General features: G+C 69.3%; 18 protein-coding genes. 8 read left to right on the forward strand and 10 right to left on the reverse strand.

What is annotated here, in order from left to right; genetic code table 11:
- Positions 1–16 precede the first annotated feature (16 nt).
- The 4 genes from LYSHEL_RS06630 to LYSHEL_RS06645 are packed head-to-tail and all read left to right on the forward strand — an operon-like array spanning position 17 to position 5509.
- The gene (locus tag LYSHEL_RS06630) at positions 17–1705 is read left to right on the forward strand and encodes a molecular chaperone HscC (RefSeq protein WP_213436929.1); all 1689 of its coding nucleotides are present in this window, start codon (positions 17–19) and stop codon (positions 1703–1705) included.
- Positions 1702–3111, forward strand: coding sequence for a hypothetical protein (locus tag LYSHEL_RS06635; RefSeq protein ID WP_213436931.1), 1410 nt, complete (start codon positions 1702–1704; stop codon positions 3109–3111). The genes LYSHEL_RS06630 and LYSHEL_RS06635 overlap by 4 nt, the downstream gene beginning before the upstream one ends.
- On the forward strand, positions 3104–4168 hold the full coding sequence (locus LYSHEL_RS06640) for a hypothetical protein (RefSeq protein ID WP_213436933.1): 1065 nt from the start codon (positions 3104–3106) through the stop codon (positions 4166–4168). Before LYSHEL_RS06635 ends, LYSHEL_RS06640 begins: the two co-directional genes overlap by 8 nt.
- Positions 4169–4216: 48 nt before the next feature.
- A complete protein-coding gene (locus LYSHEL_RS06645; protein ID WP_213436935.1) occupies positions 4217–5509 on the forward strand; it encodes a TCR/Tet family MFS transporter in 1293 nt (430 codons plus the stop codon).
- A gap of 7 nt (positions 5510–5516) precedes the next feature.
- On the opposite strand, the gene LYSHEL_RS06650 is transcribed toward LYSHEL_RS06645, so the two are convergent.
- Complete coding sequence (locus tag LYSHEL_RS06650) at positions 5517–6794, reverse strand: acetyl-CoA C-acetyltransferase (protein WP_213436937.1); 1278 nt, start codon at positions 6792–6794, stop codon at positions 5517–5519.
- A 103-nt stretch (positions 6795–6897) separates the two neighbouring features.
- On the opposite strand from LYSHEL_RS06650, the gene LYSHEL_RS06655 reads away from it, so the two are divergent.
- The gene (locus tag LYSHEL_RS06655; protein ID WP_213436939.1) at positions 6898–7788 is read left to right on the forward strand and encodes a hypothetical protein; all 891 of its coding nucleotides are present in this window, start codon (positions 6898–6900) and stop codon (positions 7786–7788) included.
- Here LYSHEL_RS06655 and LYSHEL_RS06660 read toward each other — a convergent pair.
- From LYSHEL_RS06660 to LYSHEL_RS06675, 4 genes are read right to left on the reverse strand one after another with little or no spacing between them, the layout of a single operon-like run.
- Positions 7785–8273 (reverse strand): GNAT family N-acetyltransferase, encoded by a 489-nt coding sequence (locus LYSHEL_RS06660; protein WP_213436941.1) that lies wholly within the window; start codon positions 8271–8273, stop codon positions 7785–7787. The genes LYSHEL_RS06655 and LYSHEL_RS06660 overlap by 4 nt on opposite strands.
- Positions 8270–8824, reverse strand: coding sequence for a superoxide dismutase family protein (locus tag LYSHEL_RS06665; RefSeq protein WP_213436943.1), 555 nt, complete (start codon positions 8822–8824; stop codon positions 8270–8272). The genes LYSHEL_RS06660 and LYSHEL_RS06665 overlap by 4 nt, the downstream gene beginning before the upstream one ends.
- Positions 8825–8846: 22 nt before the next feature.
- The gene (gene ntrC / locus LYSHEL_RS06670) at positions 8847–10256 is read right to left on the reverse strand and encodes a nitrogen regulation protein NR(I) (protein WP_213436945.1); all 1410 of its coding nucleotides are present in this window, start codon (positions 10254–10256) and stop codon (positions 8847–8849) included.
- A complete protein-coding gene (locus LYSHEL_RS06675) occupies positions 10246–11292 on the reverse strand; it encodes a two-component system sensor histidine kinase NtrB (RefSeq protein WP_213436947.1) in 1047 nt (348 codons plus the stop codon). Before LYSHEL_RS06675 ends, ntrC begins: the two co-directional genes overlap by 11 nt.
- Before the next feature lie 48 nt (positions 11293–11340).
- Here LYSHEL_RS06675 and LYSHEL_RS06680 point away from each other — a divergent pair, with 48 nt between their 5' ends.
- Together LYSHEL_RS06680 and LYSHEL_RS06685 are read left to right on the forward strand one after the other, a co-directional pair.
- A complete protein-coding gene (locus tag LYSHEL_RS06680; protein ID WP_213436949.1) occupies positions 11341–11799 on the forward strand; it encodes a GNAT family N-acetyltransferase in 459 nt (152 codons plus the stop codon).
- Between the two features lie 17 nt (positions 11800–11816).
- On the forward strand, positions 11817–12077 hold the full coding sequence (locus LYSHEL_RS06685; protein ID WP_213436951.1) for a hypothetical protein: 261 nt from the start codon (positions 11817–11819) through the stop codon (positions 12075–12077).
- A 20-nt stretch (positions 12078–12097) separates the two neighbouring features.
- On the opposite strand, the gene ung is transcribed toward LYSHEL_RS06685, so the two are convergent.
- The 5 genes from ung to rhlB form a co-directional block, all read right to left on the reverse strand.
- A complete protein-coding gene (gene ung, locus LYSHEL_RS06690; RefSeq protein ID WP_213436953.1) occupies positions 12098–12799 on the reverse strand; it encodes a uracil-DNA glycosylase in 702 nt (233 codons plus the stop codon).
- The gene (locus LYSHEL_RS06695) at positions 12796–13641 is read right to left on the reverse strand and encodes a response regulator (protein ID WP_213436955.1); all 846 of its coding nucleotides are present in this window, start codon (positions 13639–13641) and stop codon (positions 12796–12798) included. The genes ung and LYSHEL_RS06695 overlap by 4 nt, the downstream gene beginning before the upstream one ends.
- Positions 13638–14600 carry a permease-like cell division protein FtsX gene (gene ftsX / locus LYSHEL_RS06700; protein WP_213436957.1) on the reverse strand — a complete coding sequence of 321 codons (963 nt, stop codon included), beginning with the start codon at positions 14598–14600 and terminating at the stop codon, positions 13638–13640. Before ftsX ends, LYSHEL_RS06695 begins: the two co-directional genes overlap by 4 nt.
- A complete protein-coding gene (locus LYSHEL_RS06705; RefSeq protein ID WP_213436959.1) occupies positions 14593–15282 on the reverse strand; it encodes a cell division ATP-binding protein FtsE in 690 nt (229 codons plus the stop codon). The genes ftsX and LYSHEL_RS06705 overlap by 8 nt, the downstream gene beginning before the upstream one ends.
- 90 nt (positions 15283–15372) lie before the next feature.
- Positions 15373–17076: an ATP-dependent RNA helicase RhlB gene (gene rhlB / locus LYSHEL_RS06710; protein ID WP_213436961.1), complete on the reverse strand. Its 1704-nt coding sequence runs from the start codon at positions 17074–17076 to the stop codon at positions 15373–15375.
- Positions 17077–17272: 196 nt separating this feature from the next.
- On the opposite strand from rhlB, the gene trxA reads away from it, so the two are divergent.
- Complete coding sequence (gene trxA / locus LYSHEL_RS06715; RefSeq protein WP_213436963.1) at positions 17273–17599, forward strand: thioredoxin TrxA; 327 nt, start codon at positions 17273–17275, stop codon at positions 17597–17599.
- Positions 17600–17647: the final 48 nt, after the last annotated feature.

Here is a 17647-nt window from a genome sequence, read left to right on the forward strand (position 1 = left end):
GGGGAACCACGCGCCAATGATCGTCGGCATCGACCTCGGCACCACGCATTCACTCATCGGCACCTACTCGGAACACGGCCCACGGCTGTTCCCCAACGCACTCGGCGACGTCCTCACGCCGTCGGTGGTGAGCGTGGACGGCGACACGATCCTGGTCGGCCAGGCCGCGCGCGATCGCCTCGTCAGCCATCCGCAGCACACGGTGGCGGCGTTCAAGCGCTGGATGGGCACCAATCGCGAAACCTTCCTCGGCAAGCGTGCGTTCCGGCCCGAAGAGTTGTCGGCGCTCGTGCTGCGCTCGCTCGTCGCCGATGCCGAAGCCGCGCTCGGCGAACGCGTGACCGATGCGGTGATCAGCGTGCCGGCGTACTTCTCCGATGCGCAACGCAAGGCCACGCGCGCCGCGGGCGAACTCGCCGGCCTGCGCGTGGAGCGCCTGGTCAACGAACCCACCGCCGCGGCGCTCGCCTACGGCCTGCAGCAGCGCGACCGCGAGTCCCGTTTCCTCGTGTTCGACCTGGGCGGCGGCACCTTCGACGTGTCGATCCTCGAGATGTTCGAAGGCGTCGTCGAAGTGCATGCCAGCGCGGGCGACAACTATCTCGGCGGCGAGGATTTCCTCGGCGTGCTGCTGCAGGCCTTCTTCGACGACCAGGGCGTGAAGGTGTCCGCGCTCGAAGCGATGGAACTGGCCCGCGTGTCGCGCGCGCTGGAGCTCGCCAAGCGCACGCTGAGCGGCGCTTCGGAAGCGAGCGTCGACGTGCAGCTGGGCGGCAAGCCGGTGCAGTGGACGATCGACGAAGCGCGCTTCCTGCGCCTGTGCGAACCGCTGGTGCAGCGCATGCGCGCGCCGCTGGAACGCGCGATGCGCGATGCGAAGCTGTCGCCGTCGCAGCTCGACGAAATCCTGCTGGTCGGCGGCGCGAGCCGCATGCCGATGGTCGCGAAGATGGTGTCGCGCATGTTCGGCCGCCTGCCGCTGCGCCACATCGATCCCGACCAGGCCATCGCGCTCGGCGCCACCGTCGCCGCGGGCCTGAAGGCGCGCGACGCACGACTGGAAGAAGTCATCCTCACCGACGTGTGCCCATACACGCTCGGCACCGAAGTGGCGCGCCAGAGCGAGGACGGCACGTACCAGGCCGGCTTCTTCCAGCCGATCATCGAACGCAACAGCACCGTGCCGGTGAGCCGCGAAGACCAGTTCTTCCCGATCCAGGACCACCAGAAGGTGCTCGCGTTGCCGGTGTTCCAGGGCGAGAACCCGATGGTCGCCAACAACGTGCGCCTGGGCGAGATCCAGGTGAAGCTGGATCCGCGCCGCCCGAAACACGAGAACGGCGTGACCGTGCGCTTCACGTACGACGTCGACGGCCTGCTGCAGGTGGAAGTCACCGAGCACGCCACCGGCAAGCGCCACGAACTCGTGCTCGAACAGAATCCGGGGTTGCTGAGCGCCGCGGAGATCCGCGAGCGCCTGGCGAAACTCGAAGGGCTGAAGATCCACCCGCGCGAACACCAGGAAAACCTGGCGGTGCTGGCGCGCGCCGAGCGCTTGTACGAGGAATACCTCGGCGCACGCGCGACGCTGGCGCAATGGATCGCCGCGTTCCGCGCGGCGCTGGATTCGCAGGACACCGCGCGCATCGACCACGACCGCAAGGCGTTCTCCGCGGGCCTGGACGAGATCGAGGCCAACGCATGAATCCGCTGCAGCGCCTCGGCCTGCCGGCCGGGGCGGACGTGCGCGCCGTGAAGCGGGAATATGCGACGCGCCTGAAGGGCATGCGGCCGGACGTGGATCCGGACGGATTCCAGCAGCTGCATGCGTGGTACCAGGACGCAATGCAGTTCGTGCAGTGGCGCGATGCGCAGGCCGTCGCCGGTGTCGATGCGGACGAAGCAGACACCGAAGCCGAAGCCGAATTCGAAAGCGCCGGCGATGACGACGCAGCCCCGGTGACGATCGCCCGCATCCGCATGACGCAGCCTGCGTGGCAGCCGTCCACGCGCGTGCCTGCCGTGGTGGATGCGCCGGTCGAAGCACCGTTCGACGCGCAGGCGTTCTACGAAGACTTCATCGCGCGCGCGACGCTCGACGACGAACGTCGCCTGCGCGACTGGCTCGAGGCGCATCCGGCGTTGTGGTCGCTGGACGGCAAGCAATCGGCGGGCCGGTTGCTGGTCCAGCGTTTGTTCGACGACGCGCCCGCGCTGCGGAACGCGTTGTTCGACGACACGCTGCAGTTCTTCGGCCTCGCCCAGGTGCAGCGCAACGTGGACGCCGCGGCGCTGCTGCGATTGCGGCGGCGCATGCACGTGCGTTACCTGCTCGCCAACAAGCGCCAGCTGTTCCGCATCGTGCGCGGACCCGACGGCAGGCCGGGCGAGAAGGAGGCCGAGGCGATCCTGCGCCAGGTGACCCGTCCGTTGAAGTTCGCGCAGGCCTGGTGGTTCGGCGTGCGCAACGGGCCCAGGCGGGTGTGCGATTTCCTGCTGCGCGTGGACGGCGGACGCCTCGACTTGCCGCCCCCGGTGGAACCGGCGCAGGTGAAGTTCTTCATGGAGGCCTGCACCACGTCGGCGTTGCGCCTGCCGCGCCTTGCGATCGGCGGCACGTGGGCGCTGGCCTTCGCGTGGTTCGTCACGCTGGTGACGTCGATCCGCTACGACACGCACTGGTTGCGCGAAACGCTCATCGATTTCGCATGGTCGCCCCTGTGGGCGGCGGCGATGTACCTGCCGTGGTTGTGCTTCACCGTCCCGCTGCGCTGGCTGTTCAACTGGCAGGCCGCCCCGGACCAGGCGCCCACGCGGTGGCCATGGTTGCGAACGCTTGCGGTGCCGCTGCTCGTGGTGTCGATGTTCGTGGCGTGGGCGGCCACCGACAACCTCGCGTGGATGTTCGCGTTGGCGCCCGCGATTTCCGCGCTCGCGTTCTACCGTTTCATGCGACGCGGCGGCCACCGGATTCCGACGCTGAACATCGCGTACGCACTCCTGTACGTGTTCCTGGCCGCCTTGTGGCCGGTGACGCTGACGGCGGCGCTGGTGTTGTGGATGGTCGATACGTTCCGGCATCGCAGCCTGCCGCGGTATCGCAATGCTTGATGCCCTCGCGTGGTTCGGCCTGGGCTCCGGCGCAAGCGTCCGCGACCTGAAACGCGCGTACGCACAGCGGTTGAAGGCTGCGCGGCCCGACGAGGACCCGGCAGGGTTCCAGCAGTTGCGCGCAATGTACGAAGCCGCGTGCTGGATGATCGACGACGACGCGGACGTTGCGGTGATGCCGGCGAACCAGGCCATCCACGCGCCGATCGGGGCCGTCGTATCGCCGGAACCGGACGCATCCGCGCAGTCGATCGACACGCTCCATCCCGCGCTGCTGGCGTTCGGCCGCGCGGACGATGCGGCGGGATTGCGAACGTGGCTGCTCGCGCAGGACGTGCTGTGGTCGCTCAAGCACAAGGGCGAGGCGGCAAGCGACATCGCCACGATGCTGTGGGAGGAACTGCCGCCATTCGGCGAGCACGCGTTCGATGTGCTCGCCGGCTTCTTCGACGAGTGGCAGATCGATCGCGGTCGCGATCCGGTCCAGGTGGCACTGCTGCGCGAAACGCTGATCGTGCGCTGGTACCTGCTGCCGGAGCATGCGAGCGACCTGGCGCGCGCGATGATCGACAGGCACCTCGCCGCGACGCCACGCGCCGCGAACGCATGGGTCCGCCAGCTGAAGCGGCCGTTCGCGCGTTGGCAGGTACTGCTGTTCTCGCTGATCCCCGGTGTTCCCACGCGCCTGCACGCGCTGCTCCAATGGCTCGGTGTTTCGCGGATCGCGCTGCCGCCGGAGATCGACCCGCGCCAGGTCACTTTCTGGAACGCCGCCGGGAATCGCACCGTACTGTCGGAACCTCGCACGCTGGTCGGGTTGTCGCGCGCGGCGGCCTACGCCTTTGCCACCACCCTGCCGTTCGCGCACACGATGGCCAACGCCATCGCGTTCGCCATGAATACGGCGGGCATCGCCTTTGCCTATGCACTCGGATGGTTCGCAGTGGCGATGACTTCGGAGTCGCGCAGGGGCCCGGCCGCGCCGCTCGTCCTGCCAGGCCTGATGTTCGGCCTGCTCTGCGCTGCCTCGATGATGAAGGGCTGTCTCGCCGGCTGACGGGCCACGCTAGACTGCGCGCCTGTCGTCCATCCGCGGGAATCCCCAGTGACTTCCGACGCCCCCACCGGCGCCCATCCCGGCGCGCGCAAGGCCGCGACCGTCTTCATCTTCGTCACCGTCCTGATCGACATCATGGCGTTCGGCCTGATCATTCCCGTGCTGCCGCACCTGGTGCAGGAGATGGCCGGCGGCGACATGGTGACGGCGGCGAAATGGGTCGGCATCTTCGGCGTGCTGTTCGCCGCCATCCAGTTCGTCAGCTCGCCGGTGCAGGGCGCGATGTCCGATCGCTTCGGGCGCCGGCCGGTGATCCTGTTGTCGTGCCTGGGCCTGGGCGTGGACTTCATCTTCATGGCCCTGGCGCAAACGCTGCCCTGGCTGCTGGTGGGGCGCGTGATTTCCGCGATCTTCGCGGCCAGCTTCACCACGGCCAACGCCTACATCGCGGACGTCACCGAGCCGTCGAAGCGCGCGCAGGCGTTCGGCATGCTCGGCGCCGCATTCGGCCTGGGCTTCATCGTCGGCCCGATCATCGGCGGCACGCTCAGTGGCATCGACATCCGCCTGCCGTTCTGGGCCGCGGCGGGACTGGCGCTGGTCAACTTCTGCTATGGCCTGTTCGTGCTGCCCGAGTCGCTGCCCAAGGCGCGACGTTCCGCGCGCATCGACTGGGCGCACGCCCATCCGTTCGGTTCGATGAAGCTGCTGGCGCGCTATCCGGCGATCTGGGGCATGGTCGCGGTGGTGTTCCTGCTCAACCTCGCGCACTACGTGTATCCGAGCGTCTTCGTGCTGTTCGCCGATGCCGCGTACGGCTGGGGCCCCCGCACGGTGGGTTACGTGCTCGGCGTCGTCGGCGTCCTCAGCGTGATCGTCAACGCCGTGCTGGTGAAGCGCGTCGTCGCGAAGTTCGGCGAACGCCGCGCGTTGCTGATCGGGCTGTCGTGCGGCGTGGTCGGCTTCGCGATCTACGGACTGGCGCCCACGGGCGCGGTGTTCCTGATGGGCATGCCGATCATGGCGTTGTGGGCGCTGGCGATGCCGGCGACGCAATCGATGGTGACGCGCCTGGTGGGGCCCGAAGTCCAGGGGCGCGTGCAGGGTGCGTTGACGAGCCTGGCGAGCCTGGCGGGCATCATCGCGCCGGCGATCTACACCTCGGTGTTCGCGCTCTTCATCGGCCCGCATGCGCCGGCGAAGTTGCCGGGTGCGCCGTTCCTGCTGGCCTGCGCGTTGCTGGCCAGCGCGGGCCTGGTGGCGTGGCGCTTCATCCGCACGCACGCCGAACTGCAAGTGGACGGTCCGCTGCCCGCGCCCGCGAATCCAGGCGAAGGCTGATCGCGCGTCAGCGTTCGAGGATGGCGACGACGCCCATGCCGCCGGCGGTGCAGATGGAGATCAGGCACCGTCCGCCGCCGCGCTGTTTCAGTTCCTTCGCGGCGGTGGCGACGATGCGCGCACCGGTGGCCGCGAACGGATGACCCGCCGCAAGCGATGAGCCGTTGGGATTGATCTTCGCCGGATCGATGCGCCCCATCGGCGCGTCGAGGCCGAGGCGCGAGCGGCAGTATTCCTCGCTCTCCCATGCGCGCAGCGTGCACAGCACTTGCGCTGCGAAGGCTTCGTGGATCTCGTAGATGTCGAAGTCCTGCAGCGTCAGGTTATTGCGGCGGAGCATGTCCGCCACCGCGATCGTCGGCGCCATCAGCAGGCCTTCGCCATGCACGAAGTCCACCGCGGCGACCTGTGCATCGCGCAGGTGGCACAGCACTTCGAGGTCGTGCGCCAACGCCCATTCGTCCGTCGCGACGAGGCACGCGGCCGCGCCATCGGTGAGCGGCGTGGAATTGCCCGCGGTGAGCGTGCCGCGCCCGCTGGTGCGATCGAACGCGGGCTTGAGCGTGGCGAGCTTCTCGATCGAGGTATCGGGCCGCAGGATGTTGTCGCGCGACACGCCGCGGAAGCTCACGACCAGGTCGTCGAAGAACCCGCGGTCGTACGCGGCAGCCAGCTTGTGGTGCGAGGCGGCGGCGAGTTCGTCCTGCGAATCGCGCGAGATGTTCCACTGCTTGGCCATGTCCTCGCAGTGGTCGCCCATCGACTTGCCGGTGCGCGGCTCGGCCACGCCCGGGAAGTCCGGCTTGAGTTCGCGCGGATGGAAGCCCTTGAACGCGGCGAGCTTGTCCTTGGTGGTCTTGGCCATGGCCGCGGCGAGCAGGCGGCGGCGGAATTCCTGGCCGTAGACGATCGGCACGTCGGACGTGGTGTCCGCACCGCCGCCGACGCCGACTTCGATCTGGCCCGTCGCGATCTTGCCCGCGATGTGCACGATCGCGTCGAGCGAGGTGCCGCACGCGCGCTGCAGGGTGATGCCGGGCGTGAGCGGCGACAGGCCGGACGACAGCGTGGCTTCACGCCCGAGGTTCCAGTCGCTGGAGTGCTTGATGACGGCGCCGAGCGCCACTTCGCCGAGCTGCTGGCCGTGCAGGCCGAACTTTTCGACCAGCGCACCGAGCGTCCGCACCGACATGCCCAGGTTGCCCACGTCCGCATAAGCGGTGTTCTGCTTGCAGAAGGGAATGCGGACGCCGCCGAGAATGGCGACGGGACGGCCGTGCAGCATCGAGGCACCTCGTGGATCACGGCCCGCGCGTCGCGCGCGGGCATAATGCGCCGCAGTGTAAACCCGCCCCTGTGCGGGGCCAATCCACGAGCCCGGACGACAGATGAACGACACGACGCCGGACCTGCAATTGCTCGGCGCCCTCGCCCTCGAGCTCAAACCGGGCTCGCAAGCCGCGCTGCATGCGCTCGACCAGGGCGCCGCGGGCACGCTGGCGCAGCACATTGCACGGGATTTGTCGGGGTTTTCCCCCGAAGCCAGCGAATTGCAACTGGTCACCGTGGGTGCGCATTACGACGTGGTCGAACTGCTGCGGCCGGGTTGGCCGCTGCATCGCGAACTCGACCAGCTCGCCGCGCGGGCCCCGGGCGACGCGCGCGGGCGCGTGATCGCCTTCGGCGCGCATGCGGCGCAGTTGCCGGGCGCATTGTCGCCGCAACCCGAACACGCGGGCGGGCCGCTGCGCCTGGTGCCCTTCGTGCTCGGCGGTGACGCCGACATCGCCGCGCGCATCGGCGATCGCTTCGAACGCGAGTTGATGGAGCGCGGGATGGCGGGCGCTGCGACGGCGTTGTTCGCGCAGGAAACCTTCGGCCTGCAGGTGGAGCACGCGCGCTATCTCACGCTGCACGACCTCGCCGCGATGATGGCGCTGCAGTACGAACACGCCGGCCTCGCGCCGTTGTGGCCCGTGCTGGAAGCCGCGCTGCTCGCCCCCGATGCGGAAGAATGGCTCGAGGCCGGGTCGGAACCCGTCGTGCATTACGCCGATCGCGAAGCGCGCATCGCGTTGTTCACGCCCGAAGCGTGGCGCACGCGCTACATGCCGGACGCCGCGCACGCATCGGAAGGCGACTGCGATCGGCTCGAACGCGCGTTCGAACATTTCCAGGCACGCCAGCGCCAGTTCGCCGCGGTGTTGCAGGCGCACGGCATCCCGGTGAACTTCGTGCATTGCGATGCCGGCGTGGATTCGCACGCCGAGCTCGCCTAAGTCTTCGCGAAGAAGATCCGGTACCCCTCGTCCTGCATGCCCAGCGCTTCGTAGGTGCGCTGCGCGTTGGCGTTCTCGCGTTCGACGTACAGGCGCAAGCCGACCACGCCCGGCGTGTCCTTCGCCAACGTCTCCACGTGTTTGTACAGCGCGGCGAACACGCCCTTGCGCCGGTGTTCGCGTGGCACGTACACGCTCTGGATCCACCACCAGTCGCCGTTGCGCCAGTCGCTCCATTCGGTGGTGAGCATCAGCGTGCCGACCGGGATGCTGAGCACTTCCGAGCCTGCGACCGACGCGTTCTGCATCGCGATGAAGTAACGCGCCTTCGCCGGTTCGGCGATGCCCGTCGCGACGCCCGCGCGCACCGTGTCGTGGTCGAGTTGCTTGTGTTCGGTTTCCAGCGCCATCGCGGCCGCCCATTCGGCGAGCAACGGGGCGTCGGCCGCGTGCGCGGTCCGCACGCGGTAGACCGCGGCGGTCATCCCTTCACCTGGATCACGCCGCACGCCACGCGCGCACCGCTGTTGCCGGAGGGCTGCGTCATGTAGTCATCCGCGGCTGCGTGCACGACGAGCGCGCGGTTGGCGATGTCGTTCGCCGCACCGCCGCCCAGCGTCACGTTGGACAGGTGGATGTCGAGCTGCACCTGGCCATTGCCGTCGGCGGTGACGTTGTCCATGTCGCCCGCGTGGTGCGTGGCCGTGCCGGCGCGGCCGTGCGCACTGGCCGTCGGATTGAAATGCCCGCCCGCGCTGCTCGCATCGGCGGCGCTGCAATCGCCTTTGTCGTGCACGTGCAGGCCATGCACGCTGCCGGGCTGGAAGCCGCCGATCGTGCCGGTGAGATGCACGCCGTCGCGCATCGGCGCCAGCATCACGCGGCCACTGACGAGGCTGCCCGAGGCGGGCGCAAGGTTGACCAGCGCGGATTTCGCCGTGCTCTGCGGTGCGGGCGCCGCGGGCGGTGCCGGCGGTTTGGTCGCGCACGCGGTGACGCCGAGGGCGACGAACAGGGTGAGCGATGCATGGCGCATGGCAATTCCTCCGTGAAAGGGATCAGCGACGCTTGCGGCCGGGCCCGAGCTTGCGGGTCACCGTGTTACGTCCGAGTCCAAGGCGCGAAGCGGCTTCGCCGCGGTGGCCGTGGGTGTGTTCCAGGGCGGCATCCAGCAGGATCCGGTCGAGCTTGGCCTTGGCTTCCGCATGCAGGTCGGCGTCGCCGGCCTCGATGCGGGCGCGGGCCCAGCGTGCGAGGGCGGCTTCCCAGTCGTCGGCGTCGACGGATGCACGCGGTGAAGCGCGCAAGGCGGCTTCGAGATCGGCGACGCCCACGGTATCGGCGGGCGCCAGCGCGGCGACGCGCCAGCAGAGGTTCTCGAGTTCGCGCACGTTGCCGGGCCAGTCGTGCGCGCGCAGGCGTGCAAGCGCGGCCTTGGCGAAATGTTTCGGCGGTGCGTCCAGCTTGCGCGCGGCCGCGGCGAGGAAGCGTTCGGCGAGCGCGGGCACGTCGTCGGTGCGTTCGCGCAACGGTGGCAGGTGCAGGCGCACGACATCGAGGCGATGCAGCAGGTCCGCGCGGAAGCGCCCTTCGGCGGCGAGTGCATCGAGGTCCTGGTGTGTCGCCGCGATCACGCGCACGTCGACGCGGATCAGTTCGCGCCCGCCGACGCGGAAGAACTCGCCTTCGGCCAGCACGCGCAGCAGCCGCGTCTGCAGCGACGCCGGCATGTCGCCGATCTCGTCGAGGAACAAGGTGCCGCCGTCGGCTTGTTCGAAGCGGCCGACGTGGCGCTTCGTCGCCCCCGTGAACGCGCCGGCCTCGTGGCCGAACAATTCGCTCTCGAGCAGTTCGGCGGGAATCGCGGCAGTGTTGAGCGCGACGAACGGCCGATGCGCGCGCGGCGATTCGCGATGCAGCGCGCGCGCGACGAGCTCCTTGCCGGTGCCCGTTTCGCCGGTGATGAGCACCGACAACGGCGCCTGCGCGAGCCGCCCGATGCTGCGGAACAACGCGCGCATCGCGGGCGTTTCGCCGATCAGCTCGGTGCCGGGCATCGCGGGTGCGACGCGCGCGACGGCCGCGCCCTCCCCCGCTTCCGGCAACGCGCGCGCGACCAGCGCGACGGCGGCATCGAGGTCGAAGGGCTTCGACAGGAATTCGTACGCACCGCCGCGGAACGCGCCCGCCGTGCTCGCGATGTCGGTGTACGCGCTCATCACGATCACCGGCAACTGCGGCGCAGCCTGCTTGAGCTTGTCGAGCAGCGTGAGCCCGTCTTCGCCCGGCATGCGCACGTCGGTGAACAACAACGCCGGCGCACCGCGATCGCGCAAGGCCGCCAGCGCATCGCGCGCGTTCTCGAAGCCATCGACGGCGTGGCCCGCTTCGCGCAACGCGGTGGCGAGGACGAAGCGCACGGCGCGATCGTCGTCCACGATCCAGATGCGGCGCGCATCATTCGCCATCGGTACCCTCCTCCGCTGCCGTCCACGACGGCAGCAACAACGTGAACACCGTGTGGCCCGGGCGCGAGCGATAGGCGAGCGAGCCGCGATGCTCGCGCGCGACCTGTTGCGCGAGCGCCAGCCCAAGGCCGCTGCCCGCGGCATGGCCGCTCACCAAGGGCAGGAAGATGCGTTCGGCCAGTTCTTCCGGCACGCCGCGTCCGTCGTCGACGATCTCGACGCGGATGGCGAGCGGATGCAGCGTGTCGCCGATGCGCACCTGGTGTTCGGCGCGCGTGCGCAGCGTGATGTTGGCGGCGCCGGCTTCGATCGCGTTGCGCACGAGGTTCCAGGTGCTTTGCGTGAGGCGATCGGGATCGCCGAGCACGTCGGGCAACGATGGGTCGTAATCGCGCACGAGGCGCACCGCCCAGCCTGCGTCGGTTTCCGCAAGGCGCAATACGCGTTCGAGTACGACGTGGATGTTGAGCGGTTCGAACGGGCGTGGCGGCGCGGGCGACAGCAAACGATCGAGCAGCGCGGTGAGGCGATCGACTTCGGATTCGACGAGCGCGGTGAGTTCGCGGCCGGTGGCATCGTCGGCGACGCGGCGCGCGAGCAATTGCGCGGCGCCTTTCAGGCCCGCGAGCGGATTGCGCAGTTCATGCGCGAGGCCTTTCAGCGCCGCGGACAACGCACTCGGCAACAACTGCGCGGGATCCTCGCCGGGAAATTCGTCGACCGGATGCGCTTCCACCCACCAGCCGCCCGCATCGCGCGCGGACAACGCGACGTCGGCGAAGCGCGGCGCATCGCTGCCGGGGAAGGCGAGGGGAATGCGGCGCAGGCGCGCGCCTTCGAGCGCGGGATCGGACAGGGCGCGCGCGAACGCATCGCCTTCGAACTCGAGCGCCGCCAGCGGCACGCCCATCAACCGCTTCGCGCTGACACCCAGCCATCGCGCACACGCCGCGTTCGCCCCTTCCACGCGGCCATCGGCGCCCGTCCAGGCGATGGGCGTGGTGAGCAGGTCGAAGGCGAGGGCGCGGTCGGACATTGCACCAATGTAGTGCGAGCGGGGCCGGAGCGCACGTAAGATCGGGCGATGAACACCATCGTGATCCGCGACCTCGCCCCCGCCGACCGCCTGCAATGGGAGGGCCTGTGGGCCGGCTACAACGCCTTCTATGGCCGGCAGGGCGACACCGCCGTCCCGGCGGAGGTCATCGAAACGACCTGGACCCGGTTCTTCGATCCGGCCGAACCCATGCACGCCCTGGTCGCCGACCGGGCGGGCACCTTGCTGGGGCTCACGCACTACCTCTTCCACCGCAGCACCATCCAGCTGCAGCCCACCTGCTACCTGCAGGACCTCTTCACCGCAGAGGCGGCGCGCGGCACCGGCATCGGGCGCGCCCTGATCGAAGCGGTCTACGCCCGCGCCCGTGCAGCGGGTTCCCCCCGCGTCTACTGGCAAACGCACGAAACCAACACGACGGCGATGCGACTCTACGACCAGGTGGCCGAGCGTTCGTGCTTCCTCGTCTATCGCAAGATCTTCTGAGCCGCAGGGAGCGAGACATGGCCGAAAGCCGCGATTACCTCGAGATGGCCTTCCACTCGATCACCTGTTTCAGCGACGACGGCAAGCTGGACCTGGGCGAACTCAATCGCATCGTCGCGATCGCCGAAGCCGACGGCGTGGTGGACGACAACGAGAAGCGCGTGCTGAAGGGCATCCTCGGCCGCGTGCGCCCGCAGGAAGTGGACGGGGCGCTGCAGGCGCGGATCACGGAGTTGTCGAAGACGCTCGGCGTGGACCTGGCGTTGAAGCAGGACTGACGCGCGTCAGCGCGTGTTGGTCAAGGCAGGCGCCAGTCGATCGGCGCTTGCCCGTGCCGCACCAGGTATTCGTTCGTCTTCGAGAAGTGCCCGCATCCGATGAACCCGCGGTGCGCACTCAGCGGCGAAGGATGCGGCGCCTTCAGCACGCGATGGCGGCCGGTGTCGATCACCTTGCCCTTCGCCTGCGCATAGGCGCCCCACAGCAGGAACACGAGATGCTCGCGTTCGTTGGCGAGCACTTCCACGATGCGGTCGGTGAAGCATTCCCAGCCTTTCCCCGCGTGCGCGCCGGCCTTGCCTTCTTCGACGGTAAGCACGGCGTTGAGCAGCAGCACGCCTTGTTCGGCCCAGTGCGTGAGGCAGCCGTGCGCAGGCCGCGGGATGCCGAGGTCGCGCTGCAATTCCTTGAACACGTTGTCGAGCGACGGCGGGATCGCGGTGCCGGGCTGCACGGAGAAACACAAGCCGTGCGCCTGTCCGAAGCCGTGGTACGGATCCTGGCCGAGGATCACCACTTTCACCTTGTCGAACGGCGTGGCGTCCAGCGCGGCGAACACCTGCGGCAACGGCGGGAACACCTGCGCGCCCTTCGCCCGACGCTCGCGCAGGAACGCGGACAGCGCCTGCATGTCGTCGCGCAACAGGTAATCGCCGATGCGCGATTTCCAGCCCGGTTCGAGGCGAACGCGGTCGGTGTTCGCGGACGGTGCGTCCGTCATGCGTCGAGGCTGCGCTGCTCCGGCATCTTCGCCACGCGCAGCTGGAACAGGGTCTTGGTGACGAGCAGGCGTTCTTCGATCGGCTTGAGCACCAGGTCGTTGGCCCCTTCGCGCAACAGGCCGCTCTGGTTGTCCTTGTTCTCGTCGCCCGTCATCACCAGCACCGGCAACTGGCGTTTGCCGTAGCGGAAATCGTTGCGGATGCTCGCGAGCAGGTCGCGGCCGCTGAGCTCGCCCTTCAGGTACACGTCGGTGAGCACGAGGTCCGCGCCGGGTGCATCGGGGCTGTCGCGGAAGGTTTCGAGATGCTTGAGCGCGTCTTCGGCGCTGATCGTGTGCACGACCTGCAGGCCCTGGCGTTCGAGCATGCGCTTGGTCGCCATCGCGACGACCCGGCTGTCTTCCACGTAGAGCACGCGCGCGCCGGCGACGGGTTCGGGTTGCACGTAGCCGCGGATGAACGCGGCGAGCGCGTTGTGGCCGAGGCCCTTGTCGAAATAATCGGTGACGTCTTCGCTCAGGCTGCGGTCTTCCAGGCGCGATTGCGCTTCGCCGGACACCACGATCACCGGCACGTAGGCCTGGCCGGACGCGGCGCGCACCATCTTCGCGACCGCCATGCCGTCGCCGTCGGGCAGGGACAGCGCGGTGGTGACCAGGTGGAACGGGCCGGTGTCGAGCGCAGCGCGCGCTTCGGCCACGCCCGCGCAACCGACCACCTCGACGTTCGGCAATTCCTTCACCAGCACGTCGCCGATCAACTTGCGCACGAGCTTGGAGCCATCGACGACGAGCACGCGCGGTGCGTCGCTGATGAGATGCCGGAGGTCCTGGCTGCTCATCGCGTGGGCCGCGTCTGGCGCAGGAAGTGGCTGGTGACGACGCCCGCGCCGATCCAGCCGAGCAACGTGGCGCCGCCGATCACGATCGCGGCCTGCAACGGATCGACGCCCTGCAGGGTGAAGCCGCTGCCGTAACTGTTGGCGAGGTCCGCCAGCGGCGCGCGCAACGCCATCCATGCACCGGTGAGCAATGCGAGCGCGAGTGCGCCGGCCGCGAGCCCGTACCAGATGCCCAGGTACAGGAACGGGCGGCGAATGAAGCCGTCGCTCGCACCGAGCAACTGCAGCACGCCGATTTCGTCGCGCCGCGACTGGATGTCCAGGCGCACGGTGTTGCCGACGACGAGCAGCGCCCCCAGGCTCAGCAATGCCGCAAGCACGAGCGCCACGCGCCCGCCGAAGCGCAACCAGTTGTCCAGGCGCGAACGCCACACGGCGTCGTGCTGCACGAGGTCGACATCCGGCAATGCGCGCAAGGATTCGGCGAGCGTGAGGTCATCGCCGCGCGGCACCACCAGCAGCGCGTAGGGCAGGGGGTTGTCGTCGGCCCCGGTGGCGGCGAGTGCATCGATCGCCTCGCCCAGGCCGTCCTGCGCGCGCAGCACCTGCAAGCCTTCGTCCGGCGTGCGCACGACGACCGAAGCGACTTCATCGCGCTTGCGCAATGTGTCGGCGACTGCGTTCGCATGCGCCGCATCGACGCCCGTCTTGAGGAACACCGAGATCTGCCGCGAGCTCTGCACCTCGCCCGCGAAGCGCTGCACGTTGCCCAGCACCACCCACAGGCCGAGCGGCAACGCGAGCGCCACCGCCATCACGCCGACGGTGAGCAAGGTGGCCCAGGGCTTGCGGAACACGCGCCCGAGGCTCGCGACGAAGCTGTAGAGATGATGGTCGACCCACGCACCGGGGCCGCTGGAATGGGTGCGCTTGTCGCGCACGGCAGCTGCCTCAGGCATCGGCGAGCTCCTCCGGCGAGATGTCGTCGGCCAGTCGCCCCTGGTCCAGCACCAGCACGCGCTTGCGCATGCGCTTGATCAGGCCGAGGTCGTGGCTGGCGACGAGCACGCTGGTGCCGGTTTCCGGCAGCGCGGCGAACAGCGCCATGATTTCGGCCGACAAGGTGGGGTCGAGGTTGCCGGTGGGTTCGTCGGCGACGAGCATCGCCGGTTCTGCCACGAGCGCGCGCGCGATGCCGACGCGTTGCTGTTCGCCGGCCGAGAGTTGCGAGGGCAGGGCGCGTTCGCGCGGGCCCAGGCCGAGGCGTTCGAGCATCGAGCGCACGCGCTTGCCGATCTCGCCGCGCTTCATGCCGCGCAGGATCAGCGGGAGCGCGACGTTCTCGCCCACGCTGCGGTCCATCAGCAACTGGTGGTTCTGGTAGACCACGCCGACCGAACGCCGGTGCAGCGCGACCTTCCCGCCGCGCACCTTCGCCAGGTTGCGATCGCCGAACAGCACGGCGCCGCGCGAAGGACGCTCCGCCAGCTGGATCAACTTGAGCAGCGTGCTCTTGCCAGCGCCAGAGTGGCCGGTGACGAACAGCATCTCGCCGGGCGCGACGTCGAAGCTCACCTCCGACAGCGCGACATGCCCGCCCGGGTATTGCTTGCTGACATTGTCGAAGCGCAGGACCGACATCGGCGTGCGGCGCATCCGTGGGACGAGGGCCCGCAGTATCGCCGGAGCCAACCGCCGCGGCTAGGCGCGGCGGTGCGGATCATCGGATCGTCAGTGCTGCGAGCGCGGTGCGCGCGTGACCAGCGCCTTCAGGCCCTTCGCGACGCGGGACAGCAGCGAGGGGCTGGCGTCGGGCACGGAGGCCGGCTTGGCGCCGACCTGCGCGGGCGCGGACTGCTGCATCGGCAGCGCGTCGGCGCCTTCGATGCGCTTGCCGCCGCGACGACGACGACGCTTGCGCGGCGCGCGTTCGGCATCCGGCGCGCCTTCGACCGAGGCCTGCGGCGGGCGCGGGGGCCTGGGTGCGGCGGCCACGGGCTGCGGCGCGCTGCCATCGACGGCCGCGGCAGCGGGCACGCCTTCGGGCTTGCGCGGCGGGCGCGGACCGCGCTCACCGTGCGGGCGACGCTCGCCGGGGCGCCCGCCGCCGGGCGACGAACGCCCCGCGCCAGGCTTGCTGCGACCACCGCCACGGCGTTCTTCGTCCGCGGCCTTCTGCTCGCGCGCTTCGCGGAAGATGGAACTGACGCTTTCTTCCGGCTCCGCGCCTTCCACCACCGGGCGGGGCGTGCGCGGCATCGCGACCAGCATGTCGGCGGTGACGTGCTCGCCCGGGATCTTCTGGTCGATGAAGGCTTCGATGTCGGGCAGCGACATGCCGTAGCGCTCGCAGGCGAAGCTGATCGCGTCGCCCTCGGCGCCCAGGCGGGCGGTGCGGCCGATGCGGTGGACGTAGTCCTCGGCGTCGAACGGCAGGTCGTAGTTGTAGACGTGCGAGACGCCATCGATGTGCAGGCCGCGCGCGGCGACGTCGGTGGCCACCAGGATCTCGAGCTGGCCGGCCTGGAACTTCTTGAGCAGCGACTCGCGCTTCTTCTGCGGCACGTCGCCGGAGAGCACGCCGACGCGGTAGCCGGCCTTCTCCAGCGCGCGCGCCACGCGTTCGACGAACGCCTTGGTGTTCACGAACACCATCGTCCGCGCGCCTTCGCTGCGCGAGAGCAGGCCGATGAGGAGCGGGATCTTCTCTTCGTCGGCCGGGTAGTAGATCTTCTGGCGGACGCGCGCGGCGGTGATGGACTCGGTCTCGACGACCAGCTTCTCCGGCTCGTTCATGTGTTCGTAGGCCAGCTCGAGCACGCGGTGCGAGAGCGTGGCGGAGAACAGCAGCGTCTGGCGCTCGGTGCGCACCGGCATGCGGCGCAGCAGGAAGCGGATGTCCTTGATGAAGCCCAGGTCGAACATGCGGTCGGCTTCGTCCAGCACGCACATCTCGCACGCGTGCAGCGAAACCACCTTGTGCTGCTTGACGTAGTCGATCAGGCGGCCGGGCGTGGCGATGATGACGTCGGCGCCCGACTGCAGGATCTGGCGCTGCTTGTCGTAATCCACGCCGCCGTAGACCAGCGCGAACTTCAGGCCCAGCGCGTCGGCGAACTTCACCGCGTCCTTGTGGATCTGGATCGCCAGTTCGCGCGTGGGCGCCAGGATCAGCGCGCGCGGATCTTCCGGCTTGCGATCGGCCAGCGCCGGGCGCGTGAGCAGGCGGTTGATGACGGCGATCAGGAACGCCAGCGTCTTGCCGGTGCCGGTCTGCGCCTGGCCGGCGACGTCGCGGCCCGCGAGGGCGAGCGGCAGGGTGAGCGCCTGGATCGGCGTGCAGCGGTTGAACCCCGCGGCTTCCAGGCCGGCGAGCAGCGCCGGATGGAGGTCGAACTCGGAGAAGGCGATATCGGTAAGGGGCTTGTCGCTCATGCGTCGGAAGGCTGCCTGTGGGGCGCGGTGGTCGCCCTTGCGTCGGGGGGCGTCCGCGAAGCAGACTGCCGGCCATCGATTCGGGGGTGCGGGCGGGGCTTGAAGCCGCCGCGGATAGCGCCCAAGTCTAGCAGCAGCCCGCGGCGCACCGAGCGCCAGGCTGCCTTCCCACGCCCAAGCAGTTCCGAGGACGCACATGAACGACAACGTCATCCACGCCACCGACGCCGATTTCGACGCCCAGGTCCTCACTGCCCAGGGCCCGGTGCTGGTGGATTTCTGGGCGACGTGGTGCGGTCCCTGCAAGATGATCGCCCCGGCGCTCGACGAGCTGGCCTCCACCTATGCCGGCCGCGCCAAGGTCGTGAAGGTCGACATCGACCAGAACCGCAACATCGCGATGAAGTACCACGTGCGCTCCATCCCGACCCTGCTGCTCTTCAAGAACGGCCAGGTCCAGGCCACCCAGATCGGCGCGGTGGGCAAGGCCCAGCTGGCGCAGATGCTGGACAAGGCGCTCTGAGATGACCCCCGGCCGTGCCTTCGCGCGGCCGACACTTGCTGAATTCCA

This window comes from Lysobacter helvus (assembly GCF_018406645.1).
GTDB classification, from domain to species: Bacteria; Pseudomonadota; Gammaproteobacteria; order Xanthomonadales; family Xanthomonadaceae; genus Noviluteimonas; species Noviluteimonas caseinilytica.

What these genes read in the sequence shown, in the direction of transcription:
- ung (WP_213436953.1), bottom strand. Translation starts at nt 12,799, where the DNA reads ATGACGGACGCACCGTCCGCGAACACCGACCGCGTTCGCCTCGAACCG.
- LYSHEL_RS06665 (WP_213436943.1), bottom strand. Translation starts at nt 8,824, where the DNA reads ATGCGCCATGCATCGCTCACCCTGTTCGTCGCCCTCGGCGTCACCGCG.
- ntrC (WP_213436945.1), bottom strand. Translation starts at nt 10,256, where the DNA reads ATGGCGAATGATGCGCGCCGCATCTGGATCGTGGACGACGATCGCGCC.
- LYSHEL_RS06695 (WP_213436955.1), bottom strand. Translation starts at nt 13,641, where the DNA reads ATGAGCAGCCAGGACCTCCGGCATCTCATCAGCGACGCACCGCGCGTG.
- LYSHEL_RS06650 (WP_213436937.1), bottom strand. Translation starts at nt 6,794, where the DNA reads ATGCTGCACGGCCGTCCCGTCGCCATTCTCGGCGGCGTCCGCATTCCC.
- ftsX (WP_213436957.1), bottom strand. Translation starts at nt 14,600, where the DNA reads ATGCCTGAGGCAGCTGCCGTGCGCGACAAGCGCACCCATTCCAGCGGC.
- LYSHEL_RS06675 (WP_213436947.1), bottom strand. Translation starts at nt 11,292, where the DNA reads ATGTCCGACCGCGCCCTCGCCTTCGACCTGCTCACCACGCCCATCGCC.
- LYSHEL_RS06640 (WP_213436933.1), top strand. Translation starts at nt 3,104, where the DNA reads ATGCTTGATGCCCTCGCGTGGTTCGGCCTGGGCTCCGGCGCAAGCGTC.
- LYSHEL_RS06680 (WP_213436949.1), top strand. Translation starts at nt 11,341, where the DNA reads ATGAACACCATCGTGATCCGCGACCTCGCCCCCGCCGACCGCCTGCAA.
- LYSHEL_RS06685 (WP_213436951.1), top strand. Translation starts at nt 11,817, where the DNA reads ATGGCCGAAAGCCGCGATTACCTCGAGATGGCCTTCCACTCGATCACC.
- LYSHEL_RS06660 (WP_213436941.1), bottom strand. Translation starts at nt 8,273, where the DNA reads ATGACCGCCGCGGTCTACCGCGTGCGGACCGCGCACGCGGCCGACGCC.
- rhlB (WP_213436961.1), bottom strand. Translation starts at nt 17,076, where the DNA reads ATGAGCGACAAGCCCCTTACCGATATCGCCTTCTCCGAGTTCGACCTC.
- LYSHEL_RS06630 (WP_213436929.1), top strand. Translation starts at nt 17, where the DNA reads ATGATCGTCGGCATCGACCTCGGCACCACGCATTCACTCATCGGCACC.
- LYSHEL_RS06655 (WP_213436939.1), top strand. Translation starts at nt 6,898, where the DNA reads ATGAACGACACGACGCCGGACCTGCAATTGCTCGGCGCCCTCGCCCTC.
- LYSHEL_RS06705 (WP_213436959.1), bottom strand. Translation starts at nt 15,282, where the DNA reads ATGTCGGTCCTGCGCTTCGACAATGTCAGCAAGCAATACCCGGGCGGG.
- LYSHEL_RS06635 (WP_213436931.1), top strand. Translation starts at nt 1,702, where the DNA reads ATGAATCCGCTGCAGCGCCTCGGCCTGCCGGCCGGGGCGGACGTGCGC.
- trxA (WP_213436963.1), top strand. Translation starts at nt 17,273, where the DNA reads ATGAACGACAACGTCATCCACGCCACCGACGCCGATTTCGACGCCCAG.